The sequence below is a fragment of the Helicobacter sp. 23-1048 genome, assembly GCF_053654545.1.
The window spans coordinates 24,895-43,920 of record NZ_JBSIUT010000002.1 but is presented as its reverse complement, the minus strand read 5'-3'; the positions used below and the strand labels follow the sequence as shown (position 1 = coordinate 43,920).

The 19,026-nt window shown below is 39.0% G+C and carries 21 protein-coding genes; 12 read left to right on the top strand and 9 right to left on the bottom strand.

Annotated features, from left to right (window positions below; all coding sequences use genetic code 11):
• The first annotated feature begins 2 nt into the window (after positions 1–2).
• From ACWIWK_RS06985 to ACWIWK_RS06955, 7 genes are all read left to right on the top strand, one after another.
• Entirely contained in the window at positions 3–1,073 is a 1,071-nt protein-coding gene (locus tag ACWIWK_RS06985) for a lysozyme inhibitor LprI family protein (protein WP_454152082.1), read from the top strand.
• Between the two features lie 116 nt (positions 1,074–1,189).
• Positions 1,190–1,888, top strand: a complete 699-nt coding sequence (locus tag ACWIWK_RS06980) for a hypothetical protein (protein ID WP_454152081.1) — start codon at positions 1,190–1,192, stop codon at positions 1,886–1,888.
• Positions 1,885–2,661, top strand: a complete 777-nt coding sequence (locus tag ACWIWK_RS06975; protein ID WP_454152080.1) for a hypothetical protein — start codon at positions 1,885–1,887, stop codon at positions 2,659–2,661. Before ACWIWK_RS06980 ends, ACWIWK_RS06975 begins: the two co-directional genes overlap by 4 nt.
• A gap of 44 nt (positions 2,662–2,705) precedes the next feature.
• Positions 2,706–3,311, top strand: a complete 606-nt coding sequence (locus ACWIWK_RS06970; RefSeq protein WP_454152079.1) for a hypothetical protein — start codon at positions 2,706–2,708, stop codon at positions 3,309–3,311.
• 88 nt (positions 3,312–3,399) lie between these two features.
• The gene (locus ACWIWK_RS06965) at positions 3,400–3,864 is read left to right on the top strand and encodes a hypothetical protein (protein WP_454152078.1); all 465 of its coding nucleotides are present in this window, start codon (positions 3,400–3,402) and stop codon (positions 3,862–3,864) included.
• A gap of 87 nt (positions 3,865–3,951) precedes the next feature.
• Positions 3,952–5,310, top strand: a complete 1,359-nt coding sequence (gene cobA, locus ACWIWK_RS06960; RefSeq protein WP_454152077.1) for a uroporphyrinogen-III C-methyltransferase — start codon at positions 3,952–3,954, stop codon at positions 5,308–5,310.
• 102 nt (positions 5,311–5,412) lie between these two features.
• Positions 5,413–6,306: a homoserine O-acetyltransferase/O-succinyltransferase family protein gene (locus ACWIWK_RS06955; protein ID WP_454152076.1), complete on the top strand. Its 894-nt coding sequence runs from the start codon at positions 5,413–5,415 to the stop codon at positions 6,304–6,306.
• 142 nt (positions 6,307–6,448) lie between these two features.
• Here ACWIWK_RS06955 and ACWIWK_RS06950 read toward each other — a convergent pair whose 3' ends face one another.
• Genes ACWIWK_RS06950 through ACWIWK_RS06930 form a run of 5 tightly spaced genes read right to left on the bottom strand, consistent with a single transcriptional unit; the run spans position 6,449 to position 10,163 of the window.
• A complete protein-coding gene (locus tag ACWIWK_RS06950; RefSeq protein ID WP_454152075.1) occupies positions 6,449–7,477 on the bottom strand; it encodes a hypothetical protein in 1,029 nt (342 codons plus the stop codon).
• 22 nt (positions 7,478–7,499) lie between these two features.
• On the bottom strand, positions 7,500–8,180 hold the full coding sequence (locus tag ACWIWK_RS06945) for a hypothetical protein (protein WP_454152074.1): 681 nt from the start codon (positions 8,178–8,180) through the stop codon (positions 7,500–7,502).
• A gap of 22 nt (positions 8,181–8,202) precedes the next feature.
• Positions 8,203–8,790 (bottom strand): hypothetical protein, encoded by a 588-nt coding sequence (locus ACWIWK_RS06940; RefSeq protein WP_454152073.1) that lies wholly within the window; start codon positions 8,788–8,790, stop codon positions 8,203–8,205.
• Between the two features lies 1 nt (position 8,791).
• Entirely contained in the window at positions 8,792–9,475 is a 684-nt protein-coding gene (locus tag ACWIWK_RS06935) for a hypothetical protein (RefSeq protein ID WP_454152072.1), read from the bottom strand.
• A 19-nt stretch (positions 9,476–9,494) separates the two neighbouring features.
• Positions 9,495–10,163, bottom strand: a complete 669-nt coding sequence (locus ACWIWK_RS06930; RefSeq protein WP_454152071.1) for a hypothetical protein — start codon at positions 10,161–10,163, stop codon at positions 9,495–9,497.
• A gap of 659 nt (positions 10,164–10,822) precedes the next feature.
• On the opposite strand from ACWIWK_RS06930, the gene ACWIWK_RS06925 reads away from it, so the two are divergent.
• Positions 10,823–11,440 carry a UPF0323 family lipoprotein gene (locus ACWIWK_RS06925; RefSeq protein WP_454152070.1) on the top strand — a complete coding sequence of 206 codons (618 nt, stop codon included), beginning with the start codon at positions 10,823–10,825 and terminating at the stop codon, positions 11,438–11,440.
• A gap of 14 nt (positions 11,441–11,454) precedes the next feature.
• The gene (locus ACWIWK_RS06920) at positions 11,455–12,885 is read left to right on the top strand and encodes a hypothetical protein (RefSeq protein WP_454152069.1); all 1,431 of its coding nucleotides are present in this window, start codon (positions 11,455–11,457) and stop codon (positions 12,883–12,885) included.
• A gap of 4 nt (positions 12,886–12,889) precedes the next feature.
• Here the strand turns inward: ACWIWK_RS06920 and ACWIWK_RS06915 are convergent, their stop codons facing one another.
• Positions 12,890–13,486: a hypothetical protein gene (locus ACWIWK_RS06915; protein WP_454152068.1), complete on the bottom strand. Its 597-nt coding sequence runs from the start codon at positions 13,484–13,486 to the stop codon at positions 12,890–12,892.
• A 64-nt stretch (positions 13,487–13,550) separates the two neighbouring features.
• Here ACWIWK_RS06915 and der point away from each other — a divergent pair, with 64 nt between their 5' ends.
• Both der and ACWIWK_RS06905 read left to right on the top strand, forming a co-directional pair.
• Positions 13,551–14,987, top strand: a complete 1,437-nt coding sequence (gene der, locus ACWIWK_RS06910; protein ID WP_454152067.1) for a ribosome biogenesis GTPase Der — start codon at positions 13,551–13,553, stop codon at positions 14,985–14,987.
• 168 nt (positions 14,988–15,155) lie between these two features.
• The gene (locus ACWIWK_RS06905; RefSeq protein WP_454152066.1) at positions 15,156–16,085 is read left to right on the top strand and encodes a ribose-phosphate pyrophosphokinase; all 930 of its coding nucleotides are present in this window, start codon (positions 15,156–15,158) and stop codon (positions 16,083–16,085) included.
• 2 nt (positions 16,086–16,087) lie between these two features.
• On the opposite strand, the gene ACWIWK_RS06900 is transcribed toward ACWIWK_RS06905, so the two are convergent.
• Entirely contained in the window at positions 16,088–16,657 is a 570-nt protein-coding gene (locus ACWIWK_RS06900) for a phosphatase PAP2 family protein (RefSeq protein ID WP_454152065.1), read from the bottom strand.
• 34 nt (positions 16,658–16,691) lie between these two features.
• A complete protein-coding gene (locus ACWIWK_RS06895) occupies positions 16,692–17,927 on the bottom strand; it encodes a glutamate-5-semialdehyde dehydrogenase (RefSeq protein ID WP_454152064.1) in 1,236 nt (411 codons plus the stop codon).
• 105 nt (positions 17,928–18,032) lie between these two features.
• Here ACWIWK_RS06895 and ACWIWK_RS06890 point away from each other — a divergent pair, with 105 nt between their 5' ends.
• Positions 18,033–18,656, top strand: coding sequence for a hypothetical protein (locus tag ACWIWK_RS06890; RefSeq protein WP_454152063.1), 624 nt, complete (start codon positions 18,033–18,035; stop codon positions 18,654–18,656).
• A gap of 81 nt (positions 18,657–18,737) precedes the next feature.
• Here ACWIWK_RS06890 and ACWIWK_RS06885 read toward each other — a convergent pair whose 3' ends face one another.
• Positions 18,738–18,971: a hypothetical protein gene (locus tag ACWIWK_RS06885; RefSeq protein WP_454152062.1), complete on the bottom strand. Its 234-nt coding sequence runs from the start codon at positions 18,969–18,971 to the stop codon at positions 18,738–18,740.
• Positions 18,972–19,026 lie beyond the last annotated feature (55 nt).

The window sequence follows — 19,026 nt, the reverse complement described above, 5'->3', positions numbered from 1 at the left end:
TTATGCAACAAAAAGTTACTACAAAGATTCTAAAAATATGTCTCTATGCTTTGGCGTGTGCGAATCTAGCAAACGCAGAATCTGCCAATGAAGCGAAACCTAGCTTTGATTGCACAAAAGCAAAAAGCAACACAGAAAAAATGATATGCAGTGATGAGAGTGGAGAATTGCAAAATTTGGATAGATATATGGGCGAAGTTTATACGCAGCTTATCTATGAGCTAAAAAAGTCAAATTTTAGCGATAAAGACAAGAGATTAAAAGGCATTTTGCAATCCCAAAAAGAGTTTATCCGCGATAGAGAAAATCTCATTGATACAGATGACATAAAGCATTTATATCAAAAAAGAACCATAACATTGCTAAATGACTTGGGGGCGGTGCTAGATTCTAATAATAAAGCATTATGCGAATATGCAAGAGCATATAAAGATGATTTAAGCAGATGGAGAGAAATCTCACCATCAATTAAACCTCCATTTAGTATAGGATTGTGCGCCTTTGCACGAAACAATAGAGATGTCTTTTTTGAGACTTTTTGCACTGAAAATGGAGAAATTAAAAAAGATAAAGTGGCAAAAGCCATTCGCGAAAAATCTCCATATATAAATTTCCCATATAGCTATGAAAGACAGATTGATATTGATAATGATGGGACATTAGAAAGTGTGATTTATACGCTAGGAAGCTATTTTGGAGTGCTTTGGATATATAAAAATGGTAAGCTAGATGAAAAAGCAAGCGATAGAATCTATGGCGATGATTTACATTTGAGAGGGTCAAAAACCACAGAGAGTATTTGTATAAGCAGCGAGGAGGCTTGTATGGCATTAACCACATACGCTATTCCAGCAAATAAAATTTCACAACGATTGGACTTTATGGGAGATGAGCTTGGTTTTATGCCTATATTAAGCGAATTATCTTATGGGGTTATGGAGTTTGAAGGCAAAAATTATATTTTTTTAGAAAGTAATAGATTTTTTGAGGATAAGGCAGATATGTATCCAAATATTAGAATCTATCTTTTACAAAATAACAAAAGAGAATTAAAATGCACTTATTTCAAGTAAAAGTGATAATGTGGTAGAACAATAAATGCTTTATCGCACACATAGAGTGGGCAATTCGAGCAACGATTCATAGATTCACGCGAATCTAGTGAAAATGTAAAAAAGGGAGTGAAGCAATGAAAACATTTTCAAAGATTTTCGTTAGTTTATTTGTAATGGTAGGTATCGCGCTCACAAACCTTAATGCCTTAAATTTTGATGAGATGATGGCTCAAGAATTTATCGCACCTAGCTTTGATTGCAGTAAGGCAAAATATGACGATGAGGGTGCAATTTGTGGCGATTTTAGCCATATAGATTCTAATGCCAATCTTGCCTTGCAAGATAATTTTTATTCAAGCTATTATAGACTTGTGATGAAAAATATCGATTCTAAAGATAAGCCTAAAATCAAGCAAGTCTCGCGTGATATGATAAAAAATAGACGAAAATGTATCGATGAGAGTATGGAGCGTATCGCAAAAGCACATAAAGAAATGGAGGAAGAGGGAATGCGGGGAAATCCTATCCATTTTGAAATGGCACAAAGCGATTGCATAACAGATGGGTATATAACAGCCTTTAGGCAAATCACGCAATTTATCTACAATATTCCCGCACATAAGCCTATATTTGAAAAAATCTTTTATCCAAATCCAAAGGAATACTATGAATCTATTATGACAAAAAATAAAAATTATGACTTTAACGCATTAAGTGATATTATTAAAAAAGCTACAAACGATAATCTTGTCGATAAAAATGGCGCATTTGTGGGCGATTCGCATAACGATTCACACGAATCTAGTGAAAATTTAAAAAGGGGTAAAAAATGAAAAAATTAAGTTTGGTAATTTTCGTGGCGTTTATATCGGTAGCGTTTGTGGCGTGTGGGGATTCAAAGGATTCACAAGTTGAATCTAATGCAAATTCACACGAATCGCAAACGCTAAATGCTAACGATTCGCAGGTTGAATCTAGCGATTTATCACAAGATTCACAAGAATCTACGGGCGAATCTAACAATGAATCCACGCAAGATTCACAAGATTTGCGCAAATTTACAGAAGCGTTGAGCGATGATGACGCAAAGAGAGTGCTTGATGAGACTAAACAATATATGTCCTTTATTGTGTCGCCACAAGGTTTTAGTGCGCTTGATGCGCTCGTTTATGACAGCACAAAAGTGCAAGTTGATGAAAACAATGGCTTGGAATTTATTGATTTGTGCAAACACCGCATTGTTGATGGCGTGAGGTATCAAGAAGGCATTTTTGAGGGCGAAACTTATGACAGCAACAACTGCATTGTAAGCGACACTCATAGCGAAGGCGAACTTGACGGGTTAAGAAAATATTTCATCAAAGCAAAAAGCATAGATGAAGCCTTTGGGTTATATTACAAGACAAAGGACAAAGCACCCAAAGGCAATGTCTATACTTACTGCTGTGATGAGGGCTTAAAATATGACGGCGTAGGCAATTGGTATATTTGGGAGAATGGGCGACTTTGGGTAAGTGGCAGTGGCTATGATAGCGGAGATGCCACTATTTTCACGCAAAAGGGCGATTTTGTCGAAGTGATTTATCGCTGGACTATCGCGGGTTAGCTTAAAGTGAAGTTTGTAAATTTGCTTTTGAATAAAGGACAACAATGAAAAAATTAAGCTTGGTAATTTTCGTGGCGTTTGTATCGGTGGTGCTTGCTGAGAATGCAAAAGATGATTTGCAGTGGGATTACGCGGATTGTGAGTTTGAGAAACTCGATGAGAGCAAGATTCCATATCGGTGGGAATATTTTAAGGAATTTGATGAAAAGAAAAAAACTTATGTGCATTATAAGCGACAAGTCATAGCAAATCCTAAATACGATGTAGAGCCTTGTGGAGAGCCTGTATTTACCATAATAAAAGCCAAAAGTATGCAAGAAGCGCACGATAAACTAAAAAAGGCAAAAGGGACTTTATATTGGGAGCGATGGGGAAGCGGAGATTCGATAGATTTGGGGTTATATGAATATAAACTTGAATTTTTAGGGACATTGCCAAAGCAAGATTATCGATACAATGGTAAATGCAGAAGTGAAAAATCTCGATACTATAAGTGCGATAGCGAGGAATGGTATGCGAAATATGAGTGGAGCAAGGACAAAAAACGACTCACTATCGAGTATGCCACTGATTGTGGCGACCAACAATATATATTGTTTGATTTAGGCAATGGCACATTTAAGATTGTAGCAACGATAGCGCGGTGCTAGGGGAAATGAGAAAATGAAAACATTAAGTTCGCTTTTTATGCTTTATGTGCTAACGCTCACAAATGCAAATGCGCTATGATTGCACGAAATGAAATACACAATGCAAGACAAAAAAGACAATAAAATCTACAAGGTAAAAAGCCTAGATGAAATTACCTTGAAAGATAGCGATGATTTGTTTGTCGTCAAACTTGATGGCTCAAAACTGCATACTTATGATGAGTTTGTAGCCACTGCGAAAGCTGCTTTTCAAACGCCCACTGATGAGAGTATGTTTTGGTTGCATACGCCTAGTAATCCTTTGCTTTGCTGGATAAATGATTTAGAATGGTTGATTGGTAAATTTGAACGCTTTGTTTTGATAATAGAACATTGGGATAAGGCACTAGATAAAGAGACAGCCGATAAGAAACAAAAAATTATGCAATCTTATTTGCAAGATGTTTGTAACTTTTGGGGATATGAGATTTTAAACATTAGAGGCAATGGCTACCTTGAGACTGAATATGAAATCAACAAACCACGAGAGTTTAATATTTATTTGGTTGGGTAAATTAAGCACAATGTTTTCGCTATATTTTAAGGATTTAAGCTATAATCACGCCTTTAAATTTAAATGAATAATCCAAAAGAAATAGCAATGCAAGAATCTAACGAATCTTTTAGTTTGCCTATCGCGCTTATAGCAAAAAAGACTTTGCTTATCGGCGCGGGGGCGGTAGCGTGGCAGAAGTTTGAAGTGCTAATGAGCGCAAAATGGGAAGTATGCGTATGGGCGCGGGAAGTTGCTGATAAGCGATTCACGCCGTATTTTGAGACAAAAAGCGTAGAATCTAACACAGATTCTACGCTTTTTCAAATTCGCACCATTGACGCAAATATCGATTTAGACACCCTAAAAAATTTTGAAATTATCATTGACGCAAGTGGCGATTCGCAACTTGGCGCGTTTTTGCATAGCGTGCGTAAAAAATGTGGCTTTTTGCTCAATGTCGTGGATACGCCAAATTTGTGTGATTTTTATTTTGGGAGCATTGTGAGGCGCGAAAATGTGAGCGTTATGGTGAGCACAAATGGCACAAGCCCCATTCTCTCGCAAATCTTGCGCGATAAGATTAGCGCGATTTTGCCACGCACGATTTCTGCACTATCTCACCGCCTAAAAAATCTGCGCCAAATCGCCCCGCCCAAAAGCAAAAGCGACAAAGACGCCATTGCCAAAGAGTGCCAAACCGCGCTTGGCAAGGTGCTTATCATCGGTTGCGGACCGAGCGACTTTGGGCTTCTCACGCTAAACGCGCTTGAATCCTTTGCTTTGCTTGATGTCGCGCTTTTTGATAATCTCATCGGCGCGGAGATTCTCTCTCATATCAAAGGACTTGGCATTGAATGCGTAAATGTCGGCAAACGCAAGGGAGTGGCGTCTTTCACGCAAGAGCAAATCAATGAGCTAATGCTAGATTACGCCAAGCAGGGCAAAATCGTAGGGCGTCTCAAAGGTGGCGACCCTGTGATTTTTGGGCGTGTGTGGGAGGAAGCAAGTTTCCTCCACGCGCATAATATCGAGGTGGAATATATCAGCGGGATTACTTCAAGTCTCTGTGGTGCGCTGTATAGCGGGGTTGCGCCGACTTTGCGTGGAGTGAGTTCGGGTGCGCTTATCGTTTCGGCGCATTTGCGCGAGAGCGTGTTTCACACGGAGTGGATTGCGTGGCTAAAAGATTCGCCTTACACGCTTATCGTGCTTATGGCGCATAGCTTTGCGGAGCGCATACGCGATGAGGCTTTGGCACAGGGCATAGACGCAAATCTCCCCGCTGCGTTTATCTCGCAAGTCTCACACCCAAGCCAAAAGGCAATCATCGGCACATTAGGCGAACTGCCACAAATGGCACAAATGTGTGAGAATCCAAGCATTTTGATTATAGGCAAGGCAGTGAGAGAAAGCCTCAATATGCCCTTTATGGGAGCGCGAATCGTGCTAGATTCTCTATCGTAATGCCAAATCCCCATAATTTTGCATTAAAATCGCATTTAAGCAAAACATAATGCGATTATGTGTAAAATTTGCAGGGACAATTTACATTTACAAGGATTTTTTATGCCAATCATTATCCCAAAGGACATTCCCGCATTTAGTGAGTTAGAAAAAAGCGCGTTTGTAATGGATACGGCGCGTGCCAAGCACCAAGACATTCGCGCGTTAGAGATTCTCATCATTAACCTAATGCCAACCAAAATCCAAACCGAAAACCAGCTTTTATCCCTGCTTGCAAATTCGCCTTTGCAAATCAATATCACGCTTCTTACCACGCAAAGCTATGTGGGGAAAAACACGCCACAAAGCCACTTAGATAAATTTTATGTGCATTTTGAGAGTATAAAGGGGCGCAATTTTGATGGTGCGATACTCACAGGTGCGCCTATCGAGCATTTGGAGTTTGAAGAAGTGAAATATTGGGCTGAGCTGCGCGAGATAATGGACTTTTTACGCGCTCAATGCACCTCAACGCTCTATCTTTGCTGGGGGGCGATGGCGGGGCTCTATCACTTCCACAAAATCCCAAAAGTCGCGCTAAGTGCGAAGCTCTCAGGCATTTATGAGCACTCTATCATCACGCCAAATGTGCTACTATCGGGCTTAGGTGATATTGTGAAAATCCCACATTCAAGGTATAGTGGCGTAGATGAAGCAGTGGCGGAGCGCGTGGCGGGGGAATCAAACTTAGATATTTTGCTAAAAGGCGCGGAGTCTGGCATAAGTGTGCTCAAAGATGACAAAGACATCTTTATGCTAGGACACCCCGAGTATGGCAAACTCACGCTACAAGGCGAATATGAGCGCGATAAAGCAAAGGGATTAGAGATTAGCGCGCCGATAAATTATTTTGACGATAAGGGCGCGGTGCGCTATGATTGGCGGGCAGATTCAAGTGTGATATTTGCAAATTGGCTCAATTTCTGTGTGTATCAGGATACGCCGTTTGTGCTGTGAAGCGCGTTTTGTATATAAAACTATCTTATAATGGCATAAAATCCTTTTAAATTTGTGTGAATCTACAAGATAGATTCACACTCGATTCACATAAATGGCGTTAGATTCGCCTTACAATGTGTCAAAACTCATTTCTAAAAAATCATAAATTTTTGGGTTTGGGCAAAACTTTATAAATCATATTTTTATACGCACTCTTATCAATCAACTGCTTATAATGTTTAGCAAATGTGCGACAAGTATAATCGTTAATGCCCTTGTCTTCACAATAAAATCCTCTACCAGCAGAATCTTCATAGATCTTTCCTAACGATTTTTTAGTATCTTCAAAATGAATATCCAGAGGTCCATCATCATCCTCCCATAACAATATTAAATTTTCTGTGGTATCTCCCTCGATGGTTGGGCTAAATTTTACAAATTTGATAACCTCGCGCATTGGAAATATTTTATTGTTTTTTATGTATGTTATTAGCTCATCATTACTGTAACTATCAAAATTTGGCATAGTAGGGATTTTGGCTAGTTCGATTTGCCATTCTTTTTCATATTGGGCGTTTAGCTTTTCTCTATATGTCTTCATAGCGTCCTGCCCTCTATCTTTTGCTCTTTTGACTTCTTGCATAGTGGGCTTTTTGACTTTAGATTGGGCGCGTTGCTCGGCTATTTTTGCCGCTTCTTTCCTTGCCTCATATATTTTGTTATTTGTTTGGCGTATTAAACTCGCAATGCTATATTCGCGCTCAACGCTTACATTATCCTCTGTATAATAATGCGTTAAAAATTGTTCGTTAGATTGGTCTGCATCCAAAAACACACCATTATCATATCCATATTTGCGTTTTGATACAACTTTGCCTTTATTATACGCCGTTGTAAGTTTTGGATTTTCATTTTTATCATACTCTTTTTGTAAAACTATTTCGCCATTTTGCCAAGTAATCTCTTTTTGTATATAGCCGTCTTTATCGTAGTATTTCCACACACCCTTTCTTTTGCCATCTTCGCATTCGCCTTTTTCTATGCTTGTATCCGTTTTGATTTCATTGCCACTACATTCTATGACATTATCTGTCGTTTCTGCTTTGGTGCTAGCAAACACCGCGCCCATTAGCACGATTCCTATACTTACCGCCACTATTTTGCCTATTTTGTTAAATGTCCTTGTCATTTTTTGTCCTTTCATTTTGATTTTATACTAACGCCACTATAAGCGGGACATATTCTTTTATCGCTTTAAGTCCCGCTTTTGCCCAATCGCTTATTTTAGAAATCCTATATTGATTTTCTAATGGTTTTATCGCCGATTCGTATTCATCTGTTTTGCCTAAAATTTGCACCTCCTTTTTTATCATTGTGATAAATGATTCATAGGATAATTCCAACTTTTCGCTATTTAGCGTATAGCTAAAAGTATCGCCTACGCAACGCTTCAACTTCGCTTCTAACATATCTTTTAGCACATTATTTTCGATGATAAATTCCAAATACGGCTCTTTGTCCTTATCTTTTGGGCGAATCTCTTTGACAATGCGCTTGTTTTTGTCATTTAGCGAGTTAAGAAAATCCCTAAAAACTTGCTTGTATTCGGTTTCACTCATAAACTTAACCGAAATATTTTTCTTTGTGGATTTGATTTTAGTCGCTGTGGTTTGGAGCAATCGCTCATTTTCTGCATTTGCCCGCGAATCCAAAAAATGCTCCGAATCGTGCTTATTAAACAAATACAGCAAATAGTCGCAAATGTCGTTCTTTTGCTTGGATAAAAGCTGATTTTTGGTAATCTCACGCCAAAGCGTATTTGCAAACTCCACTGCGCTCTTTGATTCACTAGAATCAAAGATTTTTGTATAATCTTTTGGTTCTTTTTGCATACGAATCCCCCCTAAAATAGCATCATTCTTTTGGCTTAAAGATATAGCTGCCACCGCCATTTACGATGACTTCTATTTCGATAATGCTGTTTGTGTTGCAACCGATTTTTTGTCCATACAAATTACTGAGTTGATAGGGTATTGCAAACTTTTTGCCATAGGATAGCTTTACGGGAAATATCTTTTTGTATATTGTCTTTGAATCGTCGTCCAAAGAGTCGTAGTAATTTGTCTCATTAGTCCAAATAATGCTTTTCATATCAACGAATTGTCCGTTTTTTGTTTTTAGCTTATCGCCATTTAGCTCTCTATACGCGTTTGCCATATCATAGTCTTTTTTATACTTTACCACGCCACAATTACCGCGATTTAGGATAATATCCTCGATAATGGTATTGTTATCTTGGGATTGAATGACGAAATATGGGTCGTAATTTTTATCATAATCTATCGCAAGTAACGGGGATTCTATGCTTAATGCCCTTGCTACTTTCTTGTCCTCTGTTGTAGCAGAATCTATCGCCTTGCCAGCGTTATCTGCCACTTCATCACACGCGCTTAATCCAAACACTAGAATCCCTAGCACACAAACTTTGAGTAAATTTCTCATTTTAGTTTCCTTTCATTTTGGCATAAATTGCTTTTAGTGCCTTTGGCGCGTAGGTTTTGATAAACTCTGCGCCAAAATCACTAGGCGACTTCGCGATTGCGCTGATAAACTCGCTTGTAGTTTGCAATCTCTTTGTAGCCTCAAATTCTTTTAAAACCCTATTTAGATTCGCACTTGTTTGTAGTCGCTCTGCCTCCATTTGTAGCATAGCGATAAACGCAATACACGATATTTCTACGCTCTCGCTATTTAAGCTATAATCAAAACTTTCTTGCACTTTTTCTTTGAGCTTTGATTCAAGCACATTGCGATATACGGGATTTTCGATGACTAGCTTAATGCGCCCTTTTGTGTTTGCGTCTTTTATGGCAATCTTACCTGCCACAAAGTCGCTTAAAAACATTTCAAACACTTCGCTTTTTTCGTCTTTATCCATAAACTTCACAAAAATATTTTTCTTTGTGGTTTTGATTTTGGTGGTAGACATTCGCAATAATAGCTCATTTTCCGCATTGCTGTTTGAATCCAAAAATTTTGATTTGCTGTGTTTATTAAACAAATACAGCAAATAATCGCAAATATCGTTCTTTTGATAGCTAAATAATCGCTCATCGACAATCTTGCGCCACAAGTCATCTGCAAATGTGCTTGGATTATCAAGCGTAATTGTGGATTTTTCGCCCATAGTTTGTCCTTTCATTTATTTAATTTTCGCAAGGTGCGGGATATATTTCAAACCCACCGCCATTTTTATTTTTGCGAACACATCGTTTATAAAAATCACTAAAATCTTGTGAGAGCAATTTTTGCATTTCTTTTTCATCGCATTCATAGCTCTTGCCGTCTTTAAAGCATTGTCTTATTTGCTCCTCGCCTACACCACATACACCATTTATGTATATCCTACTCATAGCTCTGCTACTATCAATATATTCACAATTATCATAGAGTTTTTCATCACGCCAAGCTTTTATCAGTTCAGTATGCTGTGTGTTGTATCGCGCACAACCTTCTATACTTGCTTCTTTTGTGGCAACACAATACGATTCATAGTCTTCTTCGGTAAGATTGTAGTCGTGTGATTGGAAACCATACACGATATTGACATCTTCAACTTTATCCAATCGTTGTTTGATAAGCACTTTGCCGTTTTCGTCCGTGCTTAGTTCAAACACAACTTTTCCGCCTTGATACCACTGCCTAACTTTAAAATCATCTTCGCTATATTTTAATTTTACGCAACCATCTATTTTGTCTTTTTCGCTTTCGCATTTTTTTGTTATCGATAAAAATGCTTTATCTTTATCGTTATCACACGCGCTTAATCCAAATGCTAGAATCCCTAGCACACAAACTTTGAGTAAATTTCTCATTTTTTATCCTTTCTATGTTTTGAAATTTTATCTGCCCTTTTGGGGCGAATCTTGTTTGCCAACCGCCGACTTAAAATCCAAAAGATTGCTTTATTCTAAAAATGAATGCGCGAATCTACAAGCGCGAAATAGAGATTTAAGTAATCATTTGGATTCCTTTGTGGGTGGTTAGAAATATGAAGTTTTTGTCATTGCGAGGTGATTTGTCGCCGAAGCAATCCAAACCCCGCGACTTTAAAAGATAGATTCGCACAAGATTATAAAAGCGAATCAATAAATGCGTATTCTTAAATGATTTGTCTAATGAATTATGATTTAGCGCGTGAAGTGCGAGCGTGCTAACATATATATATATATATATATATATATGAAATCGGTAAAAAGTGTGTAGAGTGAGGATTTGTAGTAGTGAATCGAGCTCGATTCAACGCATTTGCGTTATGGATTTGATTGTTTTGCTTGATTATCAAACACACTCCTTTGTATTTCAAAAAATATTTGCGGATTTTAGTAGCTTTTGACTTAAATTTGACTTAAAGATTTAAGAAAATTTGAAATTTTTACATCAAACCTACTGTCAATTTGCTTGCTTAAATTGACATTAGATTCTAAAAATTTTATAATTCTTTATAAAATACAAAATGGCGTAAGAGGTAAAAATGAAACTACGAAAAATCAAAGATTATGCAATGGTAGGTGGAATCGGTGTGGCAGTGGCGTTTGCATTACAAGGATGTGAAAACACAAACAACCAAGATTCTCAAATTTTACAAACTTCACAAAAAAGCGGGGCATTTGTCATCATCGAGGAGCAAGAAGATGGCACTTATAAAGTCCTAGAGGAATATCCAAGCGATGAAACTCGCGTGCTTTTAAAGTCAAAAGATGGCAATGAGCGAATGCTTAGTCAAAACGAAATTGACGCGCTTATCAAACTAGAGGAGCAAAAGATTGATTCTAACACAAGCGAACTTACTAACCCAAACGGCGGTGGGCTTGGACTTGGTGGAGCGATTTTAGCTTCTGCGGCTGGCGCGATTTTAGGGAGTTACATTGGGAACAAACTCTTTAATAATCCAAACTTTCAACAAAACGCCCAACGCAACTATAAATCCCCACAAGCCTATGAGCGAAGCAAAAATAGCTTCGCTAATAACAAAACTATGGGCGGTGCTGGAGGAGCGGCTAGCAATGCTGGCAAAAGTGGCTACTTTGGCAATTCCAACAACAATAGCAACCAAAGAACCAAAGCCTATGGGCAGACATTTGGTGCATAATTGCGAGTATAGAAATGTATCAAGGAATCTTAACAGCACTCAATCCCCAAGAACAAAGTGGCAAAATAGAGCAAGCCGTCAATAAACGACAATATGATTTCGCACTTGAGCTATGGGAGGGCAAGGAAAGTGAGCTTGAGATTGGAGCAGAAATTGAATTTGACGCGGAGAATGGCAAAGTATTTAAAATCCGCCCAAAACCCAAACCCATAGACCCTGATGAAATCCCTGTAACTAAAGAATCTAAGGAATGTATCGATGAATTTTTCGCTTATGAAATGCAAATATTAGAAAAATATAAAGATTTCACGCAAGGGCATAAACGGCTAGATTTTCTGCGCGCACAAAGATTTATCCTCACGGCGTATAATCACCTCAACGAAATAGATAATGCACTTGCAGACTCCAGATTAAAGAGTTTAAAAGATGAGATTCTCTCTTTATATGGGGATTACGAGTCCTATAACAAAAAGACAAGTTATTCGTTGGAATACAGCTTTGAAAAAATATTCCTTAATCGTCAAAGTGCTTATCTAAAGGCGGTGGAGCTTATCGAAATGACGCAAAGCTCTCTTGCAAACGCTCAAGCCCAATCCCGCACGGTAAGCAGAGAGCTCGAAGAAAAGGAAAGCTCATTAAAACTTTTAGGAGACAAAGCCAACACCGAAAATTATCTCTTATTAGAGCGCGAAGTAAAATCACTGCGCAAACGCGATGTAGATTTGCTTCAATACATTGCTAAACAAAAAGAACTTTTAGTCAAAACCACAGAGCGTATGAAAATATTTAGAGAGACGCATTTGCAGGAGTTTTCTTTGGTGTATGGCGCGATGAATAAAGACATCACCGAGCATTTTATCACGCTTTTAGACACGAAAGCGTATGATTTGGATTCTTGTTTATGGGGGCGAGCGAAAAAAAGCGAAAATGTCAAGTCGTTTTTCCGTGATGCGGGCATTGTAGGCGGATATAGCTCAAAGACATTTTTGCAGTATTTTTTGCGTGGATTGGATAAGAAAAAAATATCAGATAAAAGCAAGGAGCTATTTAAACTACTCCATTACTTAGAATCTGTGAGCCAAAAGAAAATTTTACTTATTGGGAAATCAGAATCTGATATTAACAGGGATATGCAGGTTATTTTAAAGGTGGATTCCTGTGTGTCGGTAGCTACACAACAAAAGATGATACCAGCTTTTAATGAGTTATGCACAAAAAACTATGACATTGTGATTATGGATTGGGAAAATGAGGGAGTAAATGCTGTTGATTTCATTAGAAAGTTTAAGCAAAGCAAAAGTGATTGCTCTGTGGTTTTTATCTTAATCGTGCCAGAAAGCGGAAATAGTGATTTTATGATAAAGGCGAGAAATCTTGGTGTGGAGCTTTTTGTGCCATTTCATAATGCTGATTTACTAAGCGATGCTGTGAGAATGGCGATTTAGACGCTTACAAACCCTGAGTGCTCTCACACTCTAACCAAAAACTTGCGTTTTTAGAATCTGCGTAATTTTGCTCTAAATTTATGTCAATTTTAATCCCAAAAGTCTCCTTTACAAAGGCATTACTACGCACGAGTAAGCACGCACTTTTTTCCATACTTGGTGTGTAATCACTAATAAGAAAAATATATGGCTTGACTTGATAAAGCGCGTGAGCTCTTGGGGCGAAAAAGGCGTGGTTGTTTGAAGCCATTTTGGTATAGTAGTAAAACCCGCTTGAGCGGGTATTAAGCAAACCATTTTTGGTGCGCATAATGCGGATTTTTTCTTTGCCCTGTGATATATCGCCATCGATAAATTTTGTGAGTTTTTTTGAAGTTATATATAACGCATACGATTCATCAAACATTCCAATATCTGCGTCCTTTTTGGCGAGCAAAAATCCGCGTGCCTCGACAAAATCTATAATATCCGTGCCATAATTTGATGGAAGCTCCCTGCTAGGAAACACGCTCGCACCGCCTAGTGTGATAAAGTTATCAGCATTAGCAATGCTCAAAGTAAAAAACAAACACACAATCTTGGCATAATTTTTCACTATCATAACAAATCCTAGCCCTAAATTACGCTAATATATCGCTAAAATTGAATTTCTCTTAAGGATTTATGTGAAAAGTATCGCTATTTTAGGCAAACCAAATGTTGGCAAATCTTGCCTTTTTAATCGCTTATGTAAGCAAAAAATTGCTATCACCTCAGACATAAGCGGGACAACGCGTGATATAAAAAAGGGAATTTGCACCATTAGTGGTGAGGAGTTTTGCCTGCTTGATACAGGTGGAATCGATGAAGCCCAAAACTACGAACTTGTGCAAAATAAAAAGCAAAAAAAACGCGCCAAACTCGCAAGCGAACTTTATAAACTCGTATCGCAAGAAAGTCTTAACGCAGGCAAAAATGCTGACCTTGTGCTCTATGTGCTTGATGGACAAATGGGCTTAGATGATGAAGATGTGCGTCATATTCGCACGATTCAAAGGCATAGTGCATTGTTTTTGGTGCTTAACAAAATCGATAATGACAAAATTAAAGACCAAGCGTGGCATTTCAGCTCACTTGGGATAGAGCAAATGTATCATATTTCTGTTAGTCATAATCGCGGGATAAGTCAGTTGCTTAGTGGCATTGGCGCGTATTTTGGCTTAGGAGAAGTGCTAGAATGGAACGATGAGCAAAGCATTGAGGACTTTATAGATTCTTTGCCTAGCGAGGGAGATTTACCTACACAAGAAAATGCGCCAGATTCCCAAATCAAAGATACAAAGCATATTAAAATTGGCATTATTGGGCGCGTAAATGTCGGTAAAAGCTCACTTTTAAACGCGCTTTTAGGACAAAATCGCAGTGTGGTGAGCGATTTAGAGGGCACGACACTTGACCCTGTAAATGAAGTAATCGAGCTTGATGACTTTAATGTAGAATTTATCGATACCGCTGGCATTAGACGCGCTGGGAAAATTGAAGGGCTAGAAAAATACGCGCTAATGCGCACAAACCAAATCTTAGAGCAATCTCATATCGCGCTACTTGTGTTAGATTGTAGCTCTGCGTTTGTCGAGCTCGATGAGAAAATCGCCTCGCTTACACAAAAGCATAATCTTGGTGTCATCATCGTGCTAAATAAATACGACATCACCAAAGAGGACTTTAAGACCTTAAATAACGCGGTGCGCACGAGGTTTAAATTTCTTTACTTCGCGCCCATTATCTGTGTAAGCGCGCTTAATAAACGCAACATTGTAATGCTAAAAAATGAGATTCTCAAAGTGTGGCAACACTTTATGTATAGAATCCCAACTTCCGCCCTTAATGACCTCATAATGCGTGCGTGCGCTAAGCACCACCTCCCAAGCGATAGAGGCAAAATTGTAAAAATCTATTATGCCACGCAGTTTGAGAGTTGCCCACCACAAATTAGCCTCGTAATGAATCGCCCAAATGCGCTGCATTTCAGCTACAAACGCTATTTGATAAATTGCCTACGCGAGGAATTTGGCTTTAGCGGTGTGCCAATCATCATAAACGCTAAAGGCAAAAAAGAGTGAGATTGCGTGATTTGTATTTTTGCGTGATTTGGTGTTATTTTGTTGAGAATCTTTATTTGGATTATGTTTGTGTTTATGTTTAATATTTTTCATATACGATTCACACAAGCCCTAAATGGATTTAATTTTGCTTAAAGATTCTAAAACTTGATAATATAAGAGGAAAGAATGCGGAGTTTTAAGATTTTTTGTGGTTCAGCCCACCCAGAGTTTGGCAAAGAAGTGAGTAAATACTTGGATATTGTGCTTTCAAACGCTAATACCACGCGCTTTAGCGATGGAGAAATCAATGTCCAAATTGGAGAATCTGTGCGGGGCAAAGATGTATTCATTATCCAGCCCACTTGTGCGCCCACTAATGACAATTTAATGGAGCTTCTCATTATGACGGACGCGCTCAAACGAAGTGCCGCAAATACGATAAATGCCATTGTGCCTTACTTTGGCTATGCTAGACAAGATAGAAAAGCCGCTCCACGAGTGCCAATTAGTGCCAAACTTGTCGCCAATCTCATTCAAAATGCTGGAATCAACCGCCTTATTACTATGGATTTGCACGCAGGGCAGATTCAGGGGTTTTTTGATATTCCTGTGGATAATCTCTATGGTTCAATCATTTTCCGCGACTACATTAAGTCTAAGCATTTTGCCAACCCCATAGTCGCTAGCCCTGATATTGGTGGCGTGGCGCGAGCGCGATACTTCGCTGATAAGCTTGGATTGGATTTAGTCATCGTAGATAAAAAGCGAGAGAGGGCAAATCAAAGCGAAGTGATGAATATCATCGGTGATGTCAAAGGCAAAGATGTGATTTTGGTTGATGATATGATTGATACCGCAGGCACGATGTGTAAGGCTGCTGATGTGCTAAAAGAGCGAGGCGCACATAGCGTAATGGCACTTGGCACACACCCCGTGCTAAGCGGTCCAGCCTATGAGAGAATCGAAAAAAGCGCGTTAGATGAAGTCATCGTCTCAAATTCAATCCCGCTTCAAAAACACAACAAAAAAATCAAAGTCTTAAATGTCGTCCCGCTCTTTGCTGAAGTGATTCGCAGAATCCAGCATAGTGAAAGTGTAAATTCACTCTTTATATAGGCTTAAAATCGCAATCCTATACGGATTCCCACCATATCGCCACCTAAAGAATCTTCGCCAACTTCAGGCGTGATAACCATATTTTTAGGCTTATAAGGCGAAGTGAAAAGCCACGCAAACCCCCAACTTATCGCACCTCCTACAAGCACTTGAGCAAAAGAATGCTTCTTAGCGTGAATCCTAGAAGCCGCCGTAGCCACACCAATGCCAATAAGTGGCAAAGACTGCCTAAACCCATAGCGATAATACACATACGAAGCCGCGCTAAATGCTCCCGCCGCGTGTCCGCTTGGCATACCTCGATATTCATCACAGCAAGGTCGCTTCGCAAAAGCCACGCTTGCGCCTTGCGTATGTGCGGTGTGGAATCCCAACTTGATAACCTCAACACTCACTTGAGAAGCCGCCGTGCCGAGTGCTAACTGCATAGCTCCCTCATAGTCCTCGATTCCAATGCTTATAGCAAGCGGGATTAAAGGAGCAAGACGAAATATGTCGCCAAGTTTTTGGAAGCTATCTTCGGACTTTATCACACACACACAAAACGCCATAAGAAAAAATATTTTACGCATTCTTTTACACCTTTATTTTAATATTTTAGAGAATCTACCCTCTCACCGCACCATTTGCAGTGATTTTGTATTTATAAGTAGTAAGAGATTCTATCCCCATAGGACCACGCGCGTGAAGTTTAGAAGTAGAAATCCCAACCTCCGCACCAAACCCAAACTCCCCACCATCGCTAAAGCGCGTAGAAGCATTCACATACACACACGCGCTTTGCACTTGGTTTAAAAATGCTTCCGCCACGCCAATATCATTCGTAATAATGCTATCAGAATGCTGTGAGCCAAATGCGTTAATATGACTAATCGCCTCATCTAATCCACCCACAATTTTAAAGTTTAGGACATTTTGCCCATACTCTTTGGTGTAGTCTGCTTCCCCGTCTATGGTGATGATTTTAGCCACTTGGCTATCTCCTAGCAATGTCGTGCCCTTTTGTTTAAGGGCTTTAGCAAGTGTGGGTAAAAAGTCTTTAGCAATGGCATTATCAAGCAAAAGTGTTTCGATAGCATTACACGCGGCAGGATAGCTCGTTTTAGAATCTAGCGCAACGCTAAGCGCGTAATGTTCGTTAAAATCACTATGCACATACAAATGACACACACCCTTATCGTGCTTAATGATAGGAATCTTGGAATGCTCTTGCACGAAGCGTATAAGATTCTCCCCACCGCGCGGGATAAGCAAGTCAATATATTTCTCTTGCTTTAAAAATTCCGCGACATCATCGTGGCTTTCTAGCATTATTATGCACTCTAATGGGAGATTATGTGCCTTTAGTGCGTTATGCAAACATTGCAAAATCGCCCTATTTGAATGCAGGGCTTCTTTACCGCCCTTTAACACGCATACATTTCCACTCTTTAAGCAAAGCGCACTTACATCGCTCGTTACATTGGGGCGCGATTCATAAATCACGCCGATTACGCCTAGTGGGACGGAGACCTTTTGGATTTTTATCCCGCTTGGCATTTCCCAGCCACTTAAGATTCTCTGCAATGGGTCGCTTAAGCCTGCGATGACTTCCAAAGAATCTGCCATTGCCTCTATTTTTTTTTCATTAAGTTCTAGTCGCTTCTGCATAGATTCTGCAAGGTCTTTGGCATTACACAAATCAATGGCATTTGCCTTGATAATCTCATCTTTGGCATTACGCAAAAACTTCGCCATATCGCGCACTACCGCACTGCGCCTTGCATTGTCTAAAAGAGCGAGCGTGAGGGTGGCTTGTTTAGCTGCTTGCAAGTCTTGCTCTAAGTTTGTTGTGCCTTTCATTATCCGCCTTTTGTGAATCTTTTGCGTAAATTTTAGCATAATTATGTAGCTAAAAATTTCAAATTTTCATTATACTTTTTGCTTCATCAAACACAAAGGATAGCAATGCAAGATTTTAGTAATTTTAGCAAAGATAAGATTTGCGAACTATTTTCACATAGGCGCATTTCAAGCTATGACAATATCAATCAGCATTTTGAAAATTTTGCACTCATTGGCTCAATCGCTGAAAATCTAGGCATAGCAGAAGTGCTACTGCGAAACAAAATCGATTCTGTGATGAGCGGGATAGATTTAGCGTGGCTTGATAATCTGCCTAACGACATAGAGCTAGAAACGCCCAAAGAGCCAAATCCCGCGCGCGATAAAATCATATCGATTCAAAGTTTGGGATTTTGGGTGAGAGTTGCGGAGCGTTACAAGATTGAGAGCAAACTTTTTGAGAAAGCATTTTTGGATAATTTGGATTTTAAGCGGTATTATGCGAAAAATACCAGTAGATTCAAAGATAAGACAAATCTACAAAATTATCAAAAGGCAAATTTGCTTTTGCATTTACTCCGCAACTTACGCAATCGTGCATTTCATTTTGAAAATCTCTATAAGCTAAATAACTACAACAAGCCACGATTGAGTGCAAGATTTAATAATCCAAAAATTGTAATAAACCTTGAAACTGCTAAGATACAAGTATTTTTGAATGATTTGATAGATGAGTTATTAAAATGAAGTTTTAAGAAGGTAGGGGAAACGCATCCCCTCGAACACAAACGGATTATTGCATAAAAAAACTTAAAATATTCTTAGTTTTTAATGTGTTTTGGATTCTACGATTTTGATTTCATTAGAATCTAGCTCGTAGAGGGCATAGACTAGCGAGTCGATTTGGGATTGTAAATCTTGGATTTTTGTGTCATATTGAGGTTTCGCAGAAACCGAAATATCTTTGTTGTCATTTTGAGCGGAGCAAAAAATCTCTTTTGTTGATTGAGATACTTCGCTTTCTTGCGAAAGCTCAGTATGACAAAGATTTTTTGCCTCCAAAATCGTATCCACGAGATTTACAATCTCATCGGCGGTTTTTTGGATATATCGCGAA